Origin of the sequence: Roseofilum acuticapitatum BLCC-M154 (genome assembly GCF_030068475.1) — a bacterium.
Taxonomy (GTDB): Bacteria; Cyanobacteriota; Cyanobacteriia; order Cyanobacteriales; family Desertifilaceae; genus Roseofilum; species Roseofilum acuticapitatum.
Genome location: NZ_JAQOSP010000134.1, coordinates 24057 through 40758 on the forward strand (window position 1 = coordinate 24057; position 16702 = coordinate 40758).

A 16702-nucleotide genomic window follows, 5' to 3' on the forward strand; every position below is an offset into this window, starting at 1 on the left:
AAATATCTAGATTCTAAGTGGCTAAGTCGCTAAGGGCTGAACCGGTGACGCGACAAATTCGCCAGTCGGGAAGCACATCAGCGCCCATGCGTTGGTAGAAGGCGATCGCCGGTTGATTCCAGTCCAATACCGCCCACTCAAAGCGCCCACAACCCCGCTCTAGAGCGATTTTTGCCAAAGTTTTCAATAGGGCAGACCCAATCCCTTGACGGCGATATTCGGGTCGCACAAACAGGTCTTCGAGATAGAGTCCGGGTTGGGTGCGAAAGGTAGAATAGTTATGGAAAAAGAGGGCAAACCCCACCGGTTTTCCCTCCCATTGGGCAATTAAGGCTTCTACATAGTGTCGATCGCACAGATGTTTTTCCAGCTCGGCTACACTCCCGACCACTTGATCGGATAATTGCTCATATTCGGCTAACGCGCCGATCAAGTCGAATAGAATGGGGACATCATCGCGGGTTGCGGGTCGAATATCGAGTTGGGGGCGATCGCCTGGAGTCATGGTTGCATCAAATACCGATTTTTAAGTTAGCGCAGCCAAGCTTTCAACCGTTGAGCCACTTGAGGACGACGCAATTTCCGCATAGCTTTGGTTTGAATTTGCCGCACTCGTTCGCGGGAGAGATTGAACAAATGGCTGACTTCTTCTAGAGTATAGGGTTTTCCGGTGCTTAAGCCATACCTTAAGGAAATAATATCTTTTTCCCGTTCCGTCAGTACATCGCTGAGAACCGAGAGGATTTCCTGACGCATCATGGTTTCGCTAATCTGCGCTTCTGGAGATTGGGTTCCCTGATCTTCGAGTAAATCGAGTAATTCCGTATCTTGATCTTCTCCAAAGCGATGATTTAAAGAGAGCGATCGCCGACGCACTTGATGCAAATAGCGCAATTGTGCAATCGAAATTTCCAATGCTTCTGCTAGTTCCACTTCCGTGGGGTTGCGTTCGAGTTTTTGCCGCAGTTGCTGTTGCATCACCCGCATTTTATTCAGCTTTTCCACCACATGAATGGGCAATCTTACTGTGCGTCCATGGTTAGCTAAGGTGCGGGTGATTCCCTGACGAATCCACCAGTAGGCATAGGTAGAAAACTTATAACCCTTTTCGGGATCGAACTTTTCTGCGGCTCGATTTAATCCCAATGCACCCTCTTGAATCAGATCGAGAAATGGAACTCCTCGATTCACATATCGTTTCGCAATCGACACCACCAATCGCAGATTCGATCGCACCATTTTTTGTTTGGCAATTTGGCTTTGTTTAAGTTTAATGCCAATTTCAGCTTCTCTTAACCCACTCGCACCAGCTAGTTCGCTAAGGGTTGGACTTTTTCCTGTCTTAGCGATAATTTGTTCAGTGATTTTTTGCAGATCCACCCCTTCTTGAACTTGGCGAGATAAGATTACTTCTTCTTCTGCACTCAAGAGGGGATAACGTGCCATTTCTTTGAGAAATAGACCTACCGTATCCTCATTGATCCAAGCGATTGAATCTGTCCAATCTTGGGTAGATAATGAGGAAGCAGGGTCTACGGGATCTGATGATAATAAATTCAGGGGACTTAAAACAGAAGCTTTTGCCTCTGACTTCATCTGGGAATTATCGTATTCCCGATCGATCGATCCGTGATTTTTTGGGCTGTTCAACATAGGAAATGACAAAATTGAGTGGCACTTCAAAGGATTAAGGATCTGTGGTGTGAGGAGCGATTATTTTAGAAGACGACTTGTAAGCTTAAGTCAAGGGAATTTGAGCGAGAAGGGTTCGGAGTGTCCTTAGTGTAATAGCATAATTTAAGGTTGGCAATAAAGAGCTGAGTAAAGGATACAAAAGTTATTGTTGTGTTGTTTTTTCTCAAGTTTCTGTGGACTACGATACACTCTGACCCTGAAAATGATAAATCCTAATCTTTTTGATAGAATTTAACCCGTCTCAAGCTACCGATCGGGCTTGGCGCTGGTGATGGGTAACTGGTCATCGGCTTTGGAGACGGTAGTATGGAAGCAGTTCGCCATCTAAAGCTTTATGATCAGTAAACTGGATCGCCTGCAAGAACCTGTTAGCAGTTTCCGAGTATCAGCCTCGAAGAGTCCGTTTTATCTGGAGTCTGCTGCCCAAGAGCGCTGGGTAGAGGTTTTGCTGGATGTGGATCAACAGGACTTAGGGGAGCCAAAGCTTTATACCTATGCTATAAGCCCCAACTTGAGGGTGCAACCGGGGGATATTCTGAGTGTACCTTCTCGTTCTGGACAATTGGGGGCGATCGCCATTCGTCTGTTATCGGAACCTCCAGCAGATTTTCCCCCAGAAAAGATTAAGTCGGTTTATGAGGTCATTAGTCCGGGTTTTTTTCCCCCCAGGTATTGGAAACTGTTAACCCAAGTGGCCGATTATTACCATACTCCCTTAATGCGGGTGATTCGTATGGCTCTCCCTCCAGGATTATTGGCTAAATCCCAACGTCGTATCCGCTTAACGGACTGCATCCCCAAAGAAGCCCAAATTTTTCTGGATGTCTCAGCCCAACAAGTCCTGAATGTCCTATCGAGTAGCTCAACGGGAGATTATTCTTGGAGTTATCTGAAAAAACAGGTATATCAGGCCGATCGCGGACTGAACGATTTGTTAAAACGGGGATGGGTAGAAAGCTACATAGAGCCGCCTAAATCTCTTCAACCCAAGCGCCAACAGGTGGTAACCCTAGTTAAGTTTACTGTACCTGAACCTAAAGAATTAACACCCCGACAACAGGAAATTTTAAGCCTTCTCGCTCGTCAGGGGGGGGAAATGTTGGTGACTGAACTGCTGCAACAAGGACAAACGTCTTCGGGGTTAATCAAAAGCTTAGAACAGAAGCAATGGGTGGTCATCGAAGAGCAGGAACAACTCCGCACTGATACCGGCCCCATGCCCGATCGCGATACAGCTAAACCCCTCACTCCCGCACAAGCTCAAGCCTTACAAGCCATTCAGGAGAGATCGGGGTATCATCCCTTTCTGCTCCATGGAATCACCGGATCGGGCAAAACAGAAGTTTATCTTCAGGCGATCGCCCCCATTTTAGAACAAGGACAATCCATCCTCGTCCTCGTCCCAGAAATTGGCCTCACCCCCCAACTCACCGATCGCTTCCGGGCCCGATTCGGCGCAAAAATCCGCGTTTACCATAGTGCCCTATCCGATGGTGAACGTTACGATACCTGGCGGCAGATGCTCCAAGGAACCCCCCAAATCGTCATCGGAACCCGATCCGCCGTTTTTGCCCCCTTGCCTCGTCTGGGCTTAATTATCCTGGATGAAGAACACGACACCAGCTTCAAACAAAGCCAACCCGCACCCACCTACCACGCTCGTCAAGTCGCCCAATGGCGGGCACAATTGGAAAATTGCCCCCTGATTTTGGGTAGCGCCACCCCATCCATGGAAACCTGGTTTAGCAGTCGGTCGGGGAATACTTACACGCGCCTGAGTTTACCCGAACGGGTAGAAAACCGGCCCCTGCCCCCCATTTCCATTGTGGACTTGCGTCAGGAACTCAAACAGGGAAACCGCTCAATTTTTAGCCGCAGTCTACAAGATCATTTAAGAGGTTTGCGCGAACGCCAGCAACAAGGCATCCTCTTCATCCCCCGTCGCGGCCATAGTACCTTTGTCTCCTGTCGCAGTTGCGGTTATGTCCTCGAATGTCCCCATTGTGATGTCTCCCTCTCCTACCACTACACCCACGAAGGAGCCACCGAACGGTTGCGCTGTCATTACTGCAACTTTTCCCAACTGCAACCCTCCCACTGTCCCGAATGTCAATCCCCCTATCTGAAGCACTTTGGCACAGGAACCCAACGAGTCACCCAAGAACTGGCCAAACTCTTCCCAGAATTGCGCGTCATTCGCTTTGACAGCGACACCACCCGCACCAAAAACGCCCACCGCACTCTCCTGACTCGGTTTGTGCAAGGAGAAGCCGACTTATTAGTGGGAACCCAGATGTTAACCAAAGGATTAGACATTCCCGGAGTCACCCTAGTCGGAGTCGTGGCCGCTGATGGCTTGTTGCATCAGGGAGATTATCGCGCTGGGGAAGCGGCCGTGCAAATTTTGACCCAAGTTTCCGGTCGTGCCGGTCGCGGAGATGACCCCGGCCAAGTGATTATTCAAACCTATTCCCCCGACCATCGCGCCATTCAAGCCGTTCAACACAATGCCTATGACAGGTTTATGGAGCAGGAGCTACTGGAGCGAGAGTCCTACCATTATCCGCCCTACAGTTCCTTAGTGCTGTTTCGCTTCAGTGGCTTAGATTTAATGGAAGTGCAAACGGCTGCCCAACAGGTGGCCGAAGTCCTAGAGTCGAGAGCAGGAAGCTATCAGGTCTTAGGCCCTGCACCGGCGCGGGTGATGCGGGTCTCCGATGCCTATCGCTGGCAGATTTTGCTCAAGTTTCCTCCAGGAATGGAGATTAGTCTGCCAGGGTTAGGGGAGTTGCGATCGCTCTCTTCTGCTAGAGTCCGTTTAAGCGTAGATATCGATCCCCTAAACTTTGGATAATTGACACTATAATATCAAATCCTTAAATAGATTTGATATTATATCTTACCCCATGACCTATTACTTGACCCCCCCTTTGGGGGGTGCTATGGTGAATTTAGGTGCAGGCATCCCTTTCAGTACACCCTGCCGCAGGTGAGAACCCTTTTATCATAAGCAATTGAGATGAATCGGGATGACAGGATTTGAACCTGCGACATCCTGCTCCCAAAGCAGGCGCGCTACCAAGCTGCGCTACATCCCGGATGAATCTGATTACAGTGTAACCTATTCAAGTGAAATTTGGCTAGAGACCATCTCAACAAAAAATAGGTCATTCAAGGCGATAGACTTTGCAGATAGGTAAAAATCCCGCCAAAAAACAAAAAGGGAAATAACGGTAGATAGCCCTTTCATGCACTGAAGATGAATCTCGATCGATCTCTCCTAGTTAGGATACCAAAACATCCCCTTAATCCCTTCTGGATCTTGGAGAAAACCCAGACTGCGGTAAAATTCAACCACATGGGGATCGGCAAACAAGGTAATGTTGCTAATATCTTCACTACGAAGTTTCTTAATCGTATGTTTCATCAGGGCTTTGCCCAAACCCTTCCCCTGGAATGCTGGATGAACCACCACATCCCAGAGCGTTGCATTAAAAGCATGGTCTGAGGTTGCCCTGGCAAAGCCAATCAACCGACGATGATTACCTCGTAAGTCCCACATCGAAATCACGAGAAAGCTATGTTCGATCGCTTTTTTGACTTTCCGTAAAGGACGGCGAGACCAACCTACTGCATCACATAGCTCTTCCAGTTCATATAGGTCAATGTCCCGATTGGTGCTAAACACAATACGTGAGATTTTGCCCGAATCGCTCTTGAGATCCAAACTGGCAAAGTCTTCCAGTGCTTTCACTGGACTTGGTGTTATCGGAGCATCCGAGCTGCTAAACAAGCTTTTCCAAAAACCCATGCAGGTGTAATTGAAGTAGTCAAAGTTAAATAAACAATATTAGCTTAGTATATCTCCCACAATCTTTTCCTTCTATTATGGCTCAGGGTTTAAAATCCTCTACCTTAGAACTGCTCAAACGCTTTAACCGGGCGTTTCCCCAATTCTATGAACAGTTTGTCAGTTCTGACATCCAATTGCAAAACCTGAAGCTGGCCTATCAACTCTACAAAACCCAGAAAGCTGTCATCGAAGTTCGGGCTGAAGGCTCGAAAAGCGCTCTCCACTTTGCTTATCGTAATCAGTCCTTCCTCTTGAGTGATATCTTTGGGGTTCTGGCTGCCTATGGATTAACCATTCATAGCCTCAGTCTCTATGGTCAAATCCATCCGCCCATGCTGGTATTTATTAAGCTGGTGGTTTCTAGGGGAGGCAAAACCCTGATGGAGAAAACTGCGGAAAATGTCTGTCGAGCGATTCAGGAAGCATTAGCTGGCCACTTTGAGGTGGAGGAAATGTTGGCGGTCGAGTTTAACCTGGATGCGGGTTTAGAACAGGTCGATACAGAGTTTTATGTCGATCCGGTGTTCCATTTACCGGCTTTGCTCATTGAAGCAGATAATCAACCCGGCTTGTTCTACAAGGTGATGTATGCCATTTGGCAAGAAGATTTATTGGTGGTGAATGCTAATCTGTTGGTTTGGAGGGGACGCACTCGCTTGATTCTCTACTTGCTCGGCCCCAATGAGAGCTTGATTCCGGAATATTTGGGTCAGAAGATTGCCGAAAGTGTGAAGCAGAGGTTATTGGGGGATCTCAATTAGCTCTCCATCGGGATCGAAATTGCTGAAGGGATCGGACTAGGACACGGTTCAGGATAGGATAGAAGGATGGCAAAAATCGATATCCTGGGCGTTTCCCATACATACGAATTAACTGAACCGAAAACGGCTAATCCGACCTTGGTGTTTGTTCATGGTTGGTTATTGAGCCGGGCTTATTGGCGGCCTTTGGTTGAACAACTGCGATCGCACTATCAATGTTTGGCCTATGATTTGCGTGGCTTTGGTGAGTCCCATGCTAGTCCTGGTTTACAAGACCCTGAAGGTGAGCTGGTTTTGGGGTATTCTCCCAGTGATTATGCTAAGGATTTGGGTATTCTCCTCGATCAATTGGAAATTGAGAAGGCTTGGCTGGTGGGCCATTCCCTGGGGGGCAGTGTGTGCCTATGGGCGGCTGCTCAATTGGGCGATCGCATTGAAGGGGTGATTGGACTCAATTCTGGGGGCGGCATTTACTTAAAAGAGGAGTTCGAGCGCTTCCGCTCTGCGGGCGCTCAGTTGGTCAAACGGCGGCCTCGGTGGTTGGTGGATATACCTTTGCTCGATTGGCTCTTTACTCGCTCTCAGGTCTATCAACCCCTCTCTAGAGTTTGGGGGAAACAACGGTTAGCTGATTTTGTCAGCGCCCAATATGAGGCGGCATTAGGCTCTTTATTGGATTCAACCACAGAGGAACAGGTTCACCGCTTACCCCAATTGGTTGCCCATCTACAACAGCCGGTTTATTTTATTGCGGGGGCTGAGGATAAGGTGATGGAACCTCGCTATGTGAGACATTTGGCTAGTTTTCACGAGTTGTTCCGCTCTGGATATGACAATGTGGTGGAAGTTCCTAGTTGTGGCCATTTTTCCATGCTTGAAGCAACCGATCGGGTGGCCGAGCAGATCGATCGCCTGGTTCAGGCTCCAATAGGCGATCGCCTGGCGAGTTAAGGACGATAGAGGGTTTGAAGTTTAGATAAATCCATCCGCGATTGCGCCCCTAGAGTTAAAGAAGAGCGATCGCCTTTTTCCCAATGAGCGGCTGCCGCACAAGCAATCATTGCCGCATTATCGGTACAGTATTTCATCGGTGGAAACAGCACCTCTAGATTATTCTCCTCTCCAGCCGCCTTCAGGTGTTGCCGTAATCCCCGATTCGCCGCTACTCCTCCTCCAATGGCAATGGTAGATAAATTGTGGTCGAGAGCCGCTCGGATGGCGCGTTTAGTCAAGGCTCTAGCCACCGTTTCCTGGAAACTCGCCGCTAAATCGGCAATGGGTAAATCGGGGTTATCCGCCTTCAGTTGATTCACCAGGCGCATCACCGCCGTTTTTAAGCCACTGAAACTACAGTCATAGGGATGATATCCCCCTTGGGGTAAGGAAATGCGGCCTTCGGGTAAGGAAAAAGCTTGGGGATTACCCGTTTGAGCCAATTGGTCAATAATGGGGCCTCCTGGATAGCCCAATCCCAGCAAACGAGCGACTTTATCAAAGGCTTCTCCAGCCGCATCATCACGGGTTCTCCCCAGAGTCGTATAGTTGCCGCATTGGTGAACCTGGATTAGGCTCGTATGACCCCCAGAGACCAACAGACACAAGAAGGGGGGTTTTAAGTCGGGGTTGGTGAGATAGGAGGCATAGATATGGCCTTCCAGGTGGTGAACGCCAATAAAGGGTTTATCGTGCAATAAGGCTAGGGTTTTAGCCGCAGTCATGCCCACCAGTAAAGCTCCCACTAAACCAGGGGCACAGGTGGCGGCGATCGCATCGATTTCTGACCAGGACAGGTTCGCTTCTTCTAGGGCAGTGGCGATCGCCCCATTCACCGTTTCCAAATGACGACGAGAGGCCACCTCTGGCACAACTCCCCCATACTGGCCATGCTCGGCCATCTGGGAAGCCACAAAATTACTCAGAACGTTACAATTTTTTACAATTGCCACAGAAGTTTCGTCACAACTTGTTTCAATTGCTAGAACCGTTACCATTGCCTGCTACCTTGTTGTAAGGGAAAAACCTTTTCTGAACACCACTCCCTTGTGGACAGGTCAGAAAAGCCCATTTTAGAGACTTTTTTAAGCTTAATCTTTACTGAGTCTCTTAAGTCCAGTATGATTGGCTTTCATAAGAGCCTTCGGTTTCTTTGTAACATAAAATTTGCACTTCGTAACAAAAGGAAACACTTCCATGCGACGATTGCTTGTTCTGGTTTTGATGTGTTGTTTGTGGCTGGGCTTTGTTCCCCCCGCTTCTGCGGATTTAGCCAACTTGGTTCCCTGTAGTGAATCACCCGCTTTTCTGCAACGGGCTAAAGCAGCTCGAGCCACCACCGATGATCCCCAATCTGGGGCCAAACGATTTGAACGCTATTCCGAAGCCCTCTGTGGCGAAGATGGCCTCCCCCACCTCGTGGTTGATGGTCGTCTGAGTCATGCTGGCGATTTCATTATCCCCAGCTTACTCTTCCTGTACATTGCCGGTTGGATTGGTTGGGTAGGTCGTGCTTACCTAATCGCTATCCGGGGTGAGAAAAACGCGGAAGAAAAAGAAGTGGTTATCGATGTACCTCTAGCGATCAAAATGATGCTCACTGGCTTTGCTTGGCCCCTGGTCGCAGCCAAAGACATGATGAGCGGAGAAATGTTCGCTAAAGATAGCGAAATTACGGTTTCACCCCGTTAACATTCTGTTCAAGTCTGTGTTTTGTTTTGGAGTCTTCACATGGAAGGTTTACTTAAGTATCTGTCCACCGCTCCAGTTCTGATTATGTTATTACTAACAGTCACGGCTGGCATTTTAATTGAGTTTAACCGTTTTTACCCTGACTTACTTTTCCATCCGATGTAAGTTTCAGGCATACTCACCTAGCAATTTGCTGTGTTGGGAAGGAAAAATTGAATTAAATCATTACGCCTTTGGCCTTACCCCAAAGGCGTTTTTTCGTTATCGACAGTTGACCGTTAAGATTATGGCTAAAAGGAAAATTTTTAGGGCTATTTCCATTAAATTAACGGACTTTCTTCATCTTCTTCACTCGTAATATAATCATAGTCAAAAACAAAAGCATTCTCATGGCGAATAACAGAAAACCCCAAGTTCGTTACCGTTTCTGTGGAAAACGTTGCCATAACCAATTCCCTCGCTTTCTTATCTGAGACTTGAGGCTTTTGGACAAAAAAGCTTCGTTTAGCAAAAAACAAGCGCTCATCCTTTGGGGTAATAATATGATTAATTTTATGGGTATGTTGAATTGGCTTAATATAACTATTGAGGAAAAACTCTTGGTTAATTTGCATCAGATAAAGCCGTTCATGTTGTAGCCAACTCATGCCAAACATCATTAACAACAGCTCAAAACCCAGGGTATAAGTAAAAACATTATTTTTTTCTTCAGGATTAACCACCAGTTGTAGCACAGATTCCAAAAACTTCTGCGGCTTACATCGTAAATCATGGGCAGAATGAACATAAAACTGGCGGATATAGAGTCTTAATTGTTGTTCATCCAAAACCGTAGGAATTTGAAACAACTGTAAATAATATTCCACCTTTTCCTTGGTTCTTTGATCTTGGACTAATTTCGCCACAATACCATCAGCCGTATATTCATCCAAAAATTCAGCTTGGATATCTGATGGCGCAGACAATAACAGATGGCATAGGGACAATACATATCTTCTGTGCCGCCAAGATAACCCCTCTGTCCATTGACGGGCTTCTAAAGGGAGTTGGGCAAGAATCGATTGCATGGTATCAAATAGAGTCATGATACAGGATTGAGGAAGATGAGCAGATAAGTAACGGCCGATCATACCTTAAGTAAATTATACTTTTAAAACCTGCTGACCGGATATCTCTATATGAACTCAGTGATATACTAAAGAATCATAATTTTTAAGTTCTAATTTTTAATTTTTAATCGATCATGACTCCTCTAGGTTCCGTTGTTCAAGGCTCCCTTTCTAAAGGATTAGAAGTGCGCTTGCATCCTGATGTCTCTGTGGAAGAAATGCGCGTGGGAAAATTTTTGGTGATTCAGGGCAGGCGATCGCGGTTTTTCTGTCTGTTAACCGATGTAACATTGGGAACAGCAAGCCCGCGCATCTTAGCCAATCCCCCCGATCCCAACAACTTCTTTTTACAGGAAGTCTTAGCAGGAAGTAGCACCTACGGAACCCTAGAAGTCACTCCCATGTTGATGATTACCCCCCAAGAGCAGGAGATTTCGCCCTCTCGTTCAGAAGCTCAATCCAATTTAGCCTCATTTACTGCCCAAACTACCGTTGATTTTACCCTCAAACCGGTTAAAACCATTCCTAGCCACTTTAGCCAAGTCTATGAAGCACAAGAACTGGACTTTCGCACGGTGTTTGGTTGGGAGGACGATCCCCATCGCCATAATTTTTCCATTGGTCAACCGGTGGATATGGAGGTTCCGATTTGCATTGATTTAGACCGATTTGTGGAACGAAGTAACGGAATTTTCGGCAAATCGGGAACCGGTAAATCCTTTTTAGCGCGTTTATTGCTCTCTGGGATTATTAAACAGCGAGTGGGCGTGAATTTAATCTTTGATATGCATTCTGAATATGGCTGGGAAGCCGTTTGTGAAGGGAAAACGGTGAATACAGCCAAAGGGTTAAGACAACTGTTTCCTTCCCAAGTTCAAGTGTATACCCTCGATCCAGAGTCTGCCCAACGCCGAGGCATTCGGGATGCCCAAGAATTATATTTGAGTTTTGAGCAAATTGAGGTTGAAGATCTGGCTCTGGTGCAACAGGAGTTGAATCTATCGGAGGCGAGTTTAGATAGCGCTCTGTTGCTGAAAAATCAGTTAGGCAAAAATTGGATCTTAGAATTGCTGAATATGAGTAATGAACAGATCCAAGATTTTTGTCTCGATAATAATGGTAGCAAGTCGTCGGTTACGGCACTACAACGAAAACTTAACCGTTTGACGCAACTGAAATATTTAAGGGGAGTGACGCGCCAAAATCCTTTTGGGCAAATTCTAGATACCTTAGCTGCGGGTAAGCATGTGGTGATTGAGTTTGGTTCCCAAGCGAATCTCCTCTCCTATATGTTAGCGACGAATATGATTACCCGCCGGATTCATCAATCTTATGTGAAGAAAGCTGAACATTTTTTACAGACAAAAAAATCGAGCGATCGCCCCTTACCCCTCGTCATTACCATCGAAGAAGCTCACCGGTTCCTCGATCCAAGTATCAGTAGTCAAACTATTTTTGGCACGATCGCCAGAGAAATGCGAAAATACTTTGTCACGCTCTTAGTCGTCGATCAGCGTCCCTCTGGCATTGATAAGGAAGTGATGTCTCAAATGGGAACCCGCGTGACCGCTTTACTGAATGATGATAAGGATATTGAAGCAATTTTTACTGGAGTTTCTGGAGCCGGAAACTTGCGATCGGTTCTCTCTAAACTCGATTCTAAACAACAAGCTTTGATTTTAGGTCATGCCGTACCTATGCCAGTCGTCGTCCAAACTCGACCCTACGATCAAAAATTCTATACTGAAGTCGGTGAAACCGCTTGGGAAGATATCCCTGATGAAGATATTTTTGCAGCAGAAGAAGCCGCGATGAGCGATCTGGGGTTTTGATCCCCTACAGCAAAATTGCCGGTTATATAGCACAATAGAAAAACAGGATCGACGGGAGAATAACCCATCAATTAGGCTGGAGATAGCAAATCGAAAATGTCGAGATCGGCAGAGGATTGGATAGAAAGTTATACCATTTTCCTTCAGGAGTATCTTCAAGAGGGACAGTTATCCCCTGGAATTGGAGAATGGATACAAGAGGCGATCGCCGCCCAAATTTGCCTATCTAACCTATCTTGCTGGCATCATCAGAGTATCTCTAAGCTTCTTCAACGGGATCTGAATCCAGAAAACTGGCCTCCTTTGCTGGAAAAAGGAGCTGAATTTCAAGTCCACTGCTTAAGCCTTTATCACCAACAAAAGAGAATCAAAACAACGGATTGTTGGCAAGTTTTAGGAGAAGAAAGTGCTGATATTATCTATAGTCGGGATATTACTGACCAAAAAGAACAAGAACTGAAGCTGAAAGAATGTATTGAATTTGAGCATTTAATCAGTAGCCTCTGTACTCAGTTTATGCGCTTAGACTCTAGGGAACTGGATCGGGCGCTAGAAGCGGCGATCGGTCGTTTGGCGCAATATTATCAATGCGATCGCGCTTACTTATTTGACTTAGTGAGCGATCGCCAGATCGCCCAACTCCGCTATCAGTGGCATCATCGAGATCTTAGCCCCTTACCCCCCCTCTGGCATCAAATTCCCGTAGAATTTACCCCTTGGTGGATGAAGCATCTAGAGGAGCAGCAAGTCATCCCCATTCATTGCTTACAAGATTTTCCCCCAGAAGCCAAAGCTGAACATGCGATCGCCTCTGCGATGCAAACGCAATCTTTGTTACTGCTTCCCCTGATCGACAACGATCATTTAAGGGGATATCTGGGATTTTCCACAGTTCGACAGGCTAAAACTTGGCAAAAGGATCAGATTAGCCAACTGAAATGGGCAAGTGAATTACTGGCCAATACCTTAAAACGACAACAGGTAGAACTCAGACTAGAATCACTCCATGAACAGATGGAATTGTCCATAGAAGAACGTACCCAAGAACTGCAAAAGGTGAACGATCGACTGCAAGCGGAAATTCTTGAACGCCATCAGATGGAAAATGCTTTGCGCCAAAGTGAAGTTCGGTTTCGTCACATTTTTGAAGATAGTCCTTTAGGGATTGCTATTCTCAATCTTGAGTATGGTTTAGAACGGGTTAATTTCTCTTTGTGCCGCATGTTGGGCTACTCTAGTGTAGACTTGCAATCCCTAACTTTAGTCGATTTACTTCACCCTGACGATCGCCACTTGGGTCAGACACTGCTGAATCGATTAATGAAGGGGGAAATTCCCTCTTTTCAGGTTAAACAACGCTGTATTCATAAGAGTCAAAAATTTTTGTGGGTAAAGCTGATTGCTTCAGTCATTTCTACCCCTAATGCTTTGGTAAACTCTCTCCCAGTTAGTCCTACCCATGGGATTGTCATCGTCGAGAATATCACTAAGGAAAAACAGGCGGACGAAACCCTCAAGTTAATTCAGTTTACCCTAAATCGGGTCATGGATTCTGTCTTGCTGCTTGATGATCGAGGTCAACTCATTTATGTTAACGATCGCGCTTGTCAGACCTTGGAGTATTCCCGCGATCGATTGTTGCAGATGAATATCGGGGAAATCGATCGCTCTTGTGGCACTTGCACTTGGACAAAGTTCTGGCATCAGGTCAAATCTTCCGGATTTATGCGGGTTGAGTCCATCTATCAGAGCCAATCGGGTGTGGAAATTCCTGTAGAAATTAATCTCAATTTCTTTCAGTATCGGGGGTTAGAGTATAGCTGTGCGATCGCCCGCGATTTGCGCGATCGCCAAAAAGCCGAAGCTGCTCTACAGAAAAGTCAACAACTTCTGGCAGCGTCCCAACAAGCTGCTCGTTTAGGTAGCTGGGAATTCGATCTGATCGCTGAAGAAATTTTTTGGTCAGATGAAGTCTTTCGCATTTTTGGTCAAGATCCGACTTGGGATCAACCCCCAACCTATGCCCAACATATTCAACACTATCACCCCGACGATCGCAGTCAATTTCAGGCGATCGTTGAGCAAGCCATTTCCCAAGGACAGGAATATACATTTGAATTACGCATCCTTCGCCCTTGGGGTGAAGTGCGTAATATTTGGGCCCAAGGACAACCCATTGTTAACGAGCAGGGAGAGGTAATTAAACTCTTTGGACTCATTCAAGATATTACTGCTCGTAAACAGGTAGAAGTGGCTTTGAAAGAGAATGAAAGGCGCTACCGTACCTTGGTTTCTCACATCCCAGGGATGATTTATCGCTGTTCACCCAATGAAGATTGGACTGTAGAATTTATTAGTGATGCGATTGAAGGGATTACCGGTTACAGTGCCCAGGAAATGATGTCTCAGATAGTACCGGGGATAGCTGCCTTGCTGCATCCAGAGGATTTAGCTGGGGTACAAGAGCAAGTAAACTCAGCTTTAGAGCAACACTGTCCCTTTGAGCTGGAGTATCGGATGATTGCCCGTGATGGTAGCATCCGTTGGGTTTATGAGAAAGGTCAAGGAGTCTGGAATGAGCAACAGGAGCTGGTTTATCTTGATGGGGCGATCTTTGATGTGAGCGATCGCAAATTAGCAGAAGCCCAACTGAAAGCCTCCTTAGCTGAAAAAGAAGTTTTGTTGCGGGAAATCCATCACCGAGTCAAAAATAATCTCAATATCATCTACAGTTTACTGGATATGCAATCTCGGCAAGTCAGCGATCCGAGTCTCAATGAGCTGTTACTCGATAGCCAAAAGCGCCTCAAAACCATGGCTCTCATTCATGAGAAGCTCTATTGCTCTAAGAGTCTCTCTCGGATCGATTTTGCCGAATATATCCATAGTTTGGCTCTCAGTATTTCTGCCTCCTATCGGATGCACTCCAATCAGATTAACCTAGAAATTGAAGCCGATCCCGTCCAAGTCAACATAGAAACCGCCATTCCCACCGGTTTAATCATCAACGAATTAGTCACGAATGCCTTAAAACATGCCTTTCCCGGCGATCGAAAGGGAACCGTGTGGATTAAATTCCGTGAAATTGACAATAGACAACTGGATTTAAAGATTATTGATAATGGAGTAGGGCTATCTTCTGGAGTAAGCTGGCAACAGTCCCCTTCCCTAGGAATGCGTTTAGTCTCTATTCTAGCGGATCAGTTAGATGCCGATCTTAAAGTGGAAACCAAAAACGGAACAGGTTTTCACTTAAAGTTCAAACAATGTTCTTGATCAAATTATTGAACTATGACTGCTTTAGTTAAAAAAATTTTAATTGTCGAGGATGAGTTAATCGCAGCTCATAACTTAGCAGATAATATCAAAGAATTAGGGTATGAAGTTTCTGGAATTGTTAAAACCGGTAAAGCAGCGATCGATCGGGTTATCAATGACCCGCCCAATTTGATTTTAATGGATATTAAGCTCCAAGGCGATATGAGTGGAATTGAAGCTGCCCGTGCCCTTCAAGACTATGATATCCCCATTATTTATTTAACCGCTTTTAGTGATACCAAAACCTTGGAAGATGCCACCGAAACTTTGGCCTATGGATACCTGAATAAACCCGCAAAGCTAGAAGATATTAAATCCGCCATCGCCCTGTCTCTAGCTAAACACCAAAAAGATCGCAAAATGGCATCTCTTTGGCTTCAGGAGAAAAAACTCAGTGAGCTGAAATCTCGTTTTGTCTCGATGATTTCCCATGATTTACGGGCCCCTTTAACTCATATTTTGGTATCCCTAGAAATTTTGCGGCAATATGGAGATGAGTTGAATCTATCTCAAAAAAGTAAGCAGTTCGATCGAATGCAAATTGCAATTAAAAACATGACTCTACAACTGGAGGAAATGCTAACTATCGATCGGGTAGAATCGGGGAAGTTACCCTTAAATCCTGTGCCGATTGATATCGTTAAGTTTTGCCGAGAAAGATTGGATTTTTTCGAGATTATTGCTGACCATAAATGTGAGTTAAAGTTTGACTATGATCCCGAACACTTGTGTCAATATCTTGATGAAGATATCCTTCAGCATATTTTAAATAACTTACTCTCTAATGCAATTAAATATTCTCCAGAAGGGGGAGAGGTTCGCTTGACTCTAACGGCTCAACCGGATGGGGTTCTTTTAGAAGTTAAGGATCGGGGGATTGGAATTCCCCCCGAAGATCTAGACAACCTCTATAGCCCCTTTGAACGAGCGACTAATGTGGGCAAAATTAAGGGTACTGGGATCGGCTTGTATATTGTTAAGCAAGCTGTGGAATGTCATCAAGGAACAATTGAGGTTTCGAGTCAGGTGGGAGTCGGTACAACCTTTCGGGTTCGGTTGCCTTCTTTGGAGGTGTAGAGATAGGGTGATGGGGGGTTGATTTAATCGACAAGTTACGCTATACTACAAATGAAGTCTAGAAAGGCTTGAGAGCTTTCCCATGAGGGTTTGAGGAACTGAAAGGGAGAAAATTCGTCATTCCAGCACATCGGCCAAGGTTCGGCAATTTCGATGATGAACCGAACTGACACATCCTGGAAAATATTCGATCCTAGAGATGGACAAGAGAGATGAATTTCTGTAAGTCAAATAAGTAAAAAAACTTAGTCTAATTGGCGTAAGAAAAGGAAACTTCAAGTTCACCTGAAAGGAGGAGGTATTGAAGTAGAAGTTTAACTTATCTTAGAAACAAAGCAAGTTAGACAACAGCCGGAAATTCACCCCATCTTT

Annotated in this window: 13 protein-coding genes and 1 tRNA gene; 8 read left to right on the forward strand and 6 right to left on the reverse strand. The window is 45.8% G+C overall.

The annotated features are described in order from the left end of the window. Positions 1-13: 13 nt before the first annotated feature. Both PMG71_RS21085 and PMG71_RS21090 read right to left on the reverse strand, forming a co-directional pair. Entirely contained in the window at positions 14-505 is a 492-nt protein-coding gene (locus PMG71_RS21085; protein ID WP_283755705.1) for a GNAT family N-acetyltransferase, read from the reverse strand. 26 nt (positions 506-531) lie between these two features. Beyond that, positions 532-1653, reverse strand: a complete 1122-nt coding sequence (locus PMG71_RS21090) for an RNA polymerase sigma factor, RpoD/SigA family (RefSeq protein ID WP_283755706.1) — start codon at positions 1651-1653, stop codon at positions 532-534. Between the two features lie 376 nt (positions 1654-2029). Between PMG71_RS21090 and priA the strand changes: the two genes are divergently transcribed. After that, complete coding sequence (gene priA / locus PMG71_RS21095; protein WP_283755707.1) at positions 2030-4549, forward strand: primosomal protein N'; 2520 nt, start codon at positions 2030-2032, stop codon at positions 4547-4549. A 170-nt stretch (positions 4550-4719) separates the two neighbouring features. Here priA and PMG71_RS21100 read toward each other — a convergent pair. Together PMG71_RS21100 and PMG71_RS21105 are read right to left on the reverse strand one after the other, a co-directional pair. Then, positions 4720-4793 (reverse strand) — tRNA-Pro (locus tag PMG71_RS21100). Positions 4794-4975: 182 nt separating this feature from the next. Continuing rightward, positions 4976-5506 (reverse strand): GNAT family N-acetyltransferase, encoded by a 531-nt coding sequence (locus PMG71_RS21105; protein WP_283755708.1) that lies wholly within the window; start codon positions 5504-5506, stop codon positions 4976-4978. A gap of 77 nt (positions 5507-5583) precedes the next feature. Here PMG71_RS21105 and PMG71_RS21110 point away from each other — a divergent pair, with 77 nt between their 5' ends. Together PMG71_RS21110 and PMG71_RS21115 are read left to right on the forward strand one after the other, a co-directional pair. After that, entirely contained in the window at positions 5584-6309 is a 726-nt protein-coding gene (locus PMG71_RS21110; RefSeq protein ID WP_283755709.1) for an ACT domain-containing protein, read from the forward strand. 66 nt (positions 6310-6375) lie between these two features. Next, complete coding sequence (locus PMG71_RS21115) at positions 6376-7260, forward strand: alpha/beta fold hydrolase (protein ID WP_283755710.1); 885 nt, start codon at positions 6376-6378, stop codon at positions 7258-7260. On the opposite strand, the gene tsaD is transcribed toward PMG71_RS21115, so the two are convergent. Then, complete coding sequence (tsaD, locus tag PMG71_RS21120; protein ID WP_283755711.1) at positions 7257-8300, reverse strand: tRNA (adenosine(37)-N6)-threonylcarbamoyltransferase complex transferase subunit TsaD; 1044 nt, start codon at positions 8298-8300, stop codon at positions 7257-7259. The two genes, PMG71_RS21115 and tsaD, sit on opposite strands and share 4 nt — an antisense overlap. A 199-nt stretch (positions 8301-8499) precedes the next feature. Here tsaD and PMG71_RS21125 point away from each other — a divergent pair, with 199 nt between their 5' ends. Both PMG71_RS21125 and psaJ read left to right on the forward strand, forming a co-directional pair. Further along, positions 8500-8994, forward strand: coding sequence for a Photosystem I reaction center subunit III (locus PMG71_RS21125; protein WP_283755712.1), 495 nt, complete (start codon positions 8500-8502; stop codon positions 8992-8994). A gap of 39 nt (positions 8995-9033) precedes the next feature. After that, a complete protein-coding gene (gene psaJ, locus PMG71_RS21130; RefSeq protein WP_271936499.1) occupies positions 9034-9159 on the forward strand; it encodes a photosystem I reaction center subunit IX in 126 nt (41 codons plus the stop codon). Between the two features lie 155 nt (positions 9160-9314). Here psaJ and PMG71_RS21135 read toward each other — a convergent pair whose 3' ends face one another. Next, positions 9315-10079, reverse strand: coding sequence for a hypothetical protein (locus PMG71_RS21135; protein WP_283755713.1), 765 nt, complete (start codon positions 10077-10079; stop codon positions 9315-9317). Between the two features lie 158 nt (positions 10080-10237). Between PMG71_RS21135 and PMG71_RS21140 the strand changes: the two genes are divergently transcribed. The 3 genes from PMG71_RS21140 (at position 10238) to PMG71_RS21150 (ending at position 16330) form a co-directional block, all read left to right on the forward strand. Then, complete coding sequence (locus tag PMG71_RS21140; RefSeq protein WP_283755714.1) at positions 10238-11935, forward strand: helicase HerA domain-containing protein; 1698 nt, start codon at positions 10238-10240, stop codon at positions 11933-11935. A 96-nt stretch (positions 11936-12031) separates the two neighbouring features. Continuing rightward, positions 12032-15211 (forward strand): PAS domain-containing protein, encoded by a 3180-nt coding sequence (locus PMG71_RS21145; RefSeq protein ID WP_283755715.1) that lies wholly within the window; start codon positions 12032-12034, stop codon positions 15209-15211. Between the two features lie 15 nt (positions 15212-15226). Next, the gene (locus tag PMG71_RS21150) at positions 15227-16330 is read left to right on the forward strand and encodes a hybrid sensor histidine kinase/response regulator (protein WP_283755716.1); all 1104 of its coding nucleotides are present in this window, start codon (positions 15227-15229) and stop codon (positions 16328-16330) included. The last annotated feature ends 372 nt before the right edge of the window (positions 16331-16702 follow it).

Coding starts and splice junctions, on each gene's coding strand:
- PMG71_RS21085 (WP_283755705.1), bottom strand. CDS start 505: ATGACTCCAGGCGATCGCCCCCAACTCGATATTCGACCCGCAACCCGC.
- PMG71_RS21090 (WP_283755706.1), bottom strand. CDS start 1,653: ATGTTGAACAGCCCAAAAAATCACGGATCGATCGATCGGGAATACGAT.
- priA (WP_283755707.1), top strand. CDS start 2,030: ATGATCAGTAAACTGGATCGCCTGCAAGAACCTGTTAGCAGTTTCCGA.
- PMG71_RS21105 (WP_283755708.1), bottom strand. CDS start 5,506: ATGGGTTTTTGGAAAAGCTTGTTTAGCAGCTCGGATGCTCCGATAACA.
- PMG71_RS21110 (WP_283755709.1), top strand. CDS start 5,584: ATGGCTCAGGGTTTAAAATCCTCTACCTTAGAACTGCTCAAACGCTTT.
- PMG71_RS21115 (WP_283755710.1), top strand. CDS start 6,376: ATGGCAAAAATCGATATCCTGGGCGTTTCCCATACATACGAATTAACT.
- tsaD (WP_283755711.1), bottom strand. CDS start 8,300: ATGGTAACGGTTCTAGCAATTGAAACAAGTTGTGACGAAACTTCTGTG.
- PMG71_RS21125 (WP_283755712.1), top strand. CDS start 8,500: ATGCGACGATTGCTTGTTCTGGTTTTGATGTGTTGTTTGTGGCTGGGC.
- psaJ (WP_271936499.1), top strand. CDS start 9,034: ATGGAAGGTTTACTTAAGTATCTGTCCACCGCTCCAGTTCTGATTATG.
- PMG71_RS21135 (WP_283755713.1), bottom strand. CDS start 10,079: ATGACTCTATTTGATACCATGCAATCGATTCTTGCCCAACTCCCTTTA.
- PMG71_RS21140 (WP_283755714.1), top strand. CDS start 10,238: ATGACTCCTCTAGGTTCCGTTGTTCAAGGCTCCCTTTCTAAAGGATTA.
- PMG71_RS21145 (WP_283755715.1), top strand. CDS start 12,032: ATGTCGAGATCGGCAGAGGATTGGATAGAAAGTTATACCATTTTCCTT.
- PMG71_RS21150 (WP_283755716.1), top strand. CDS start 15,227: ATGACTGCTTTAGTTAAAAAAATTTTAATTGTCGAGGATGAGTTAATC.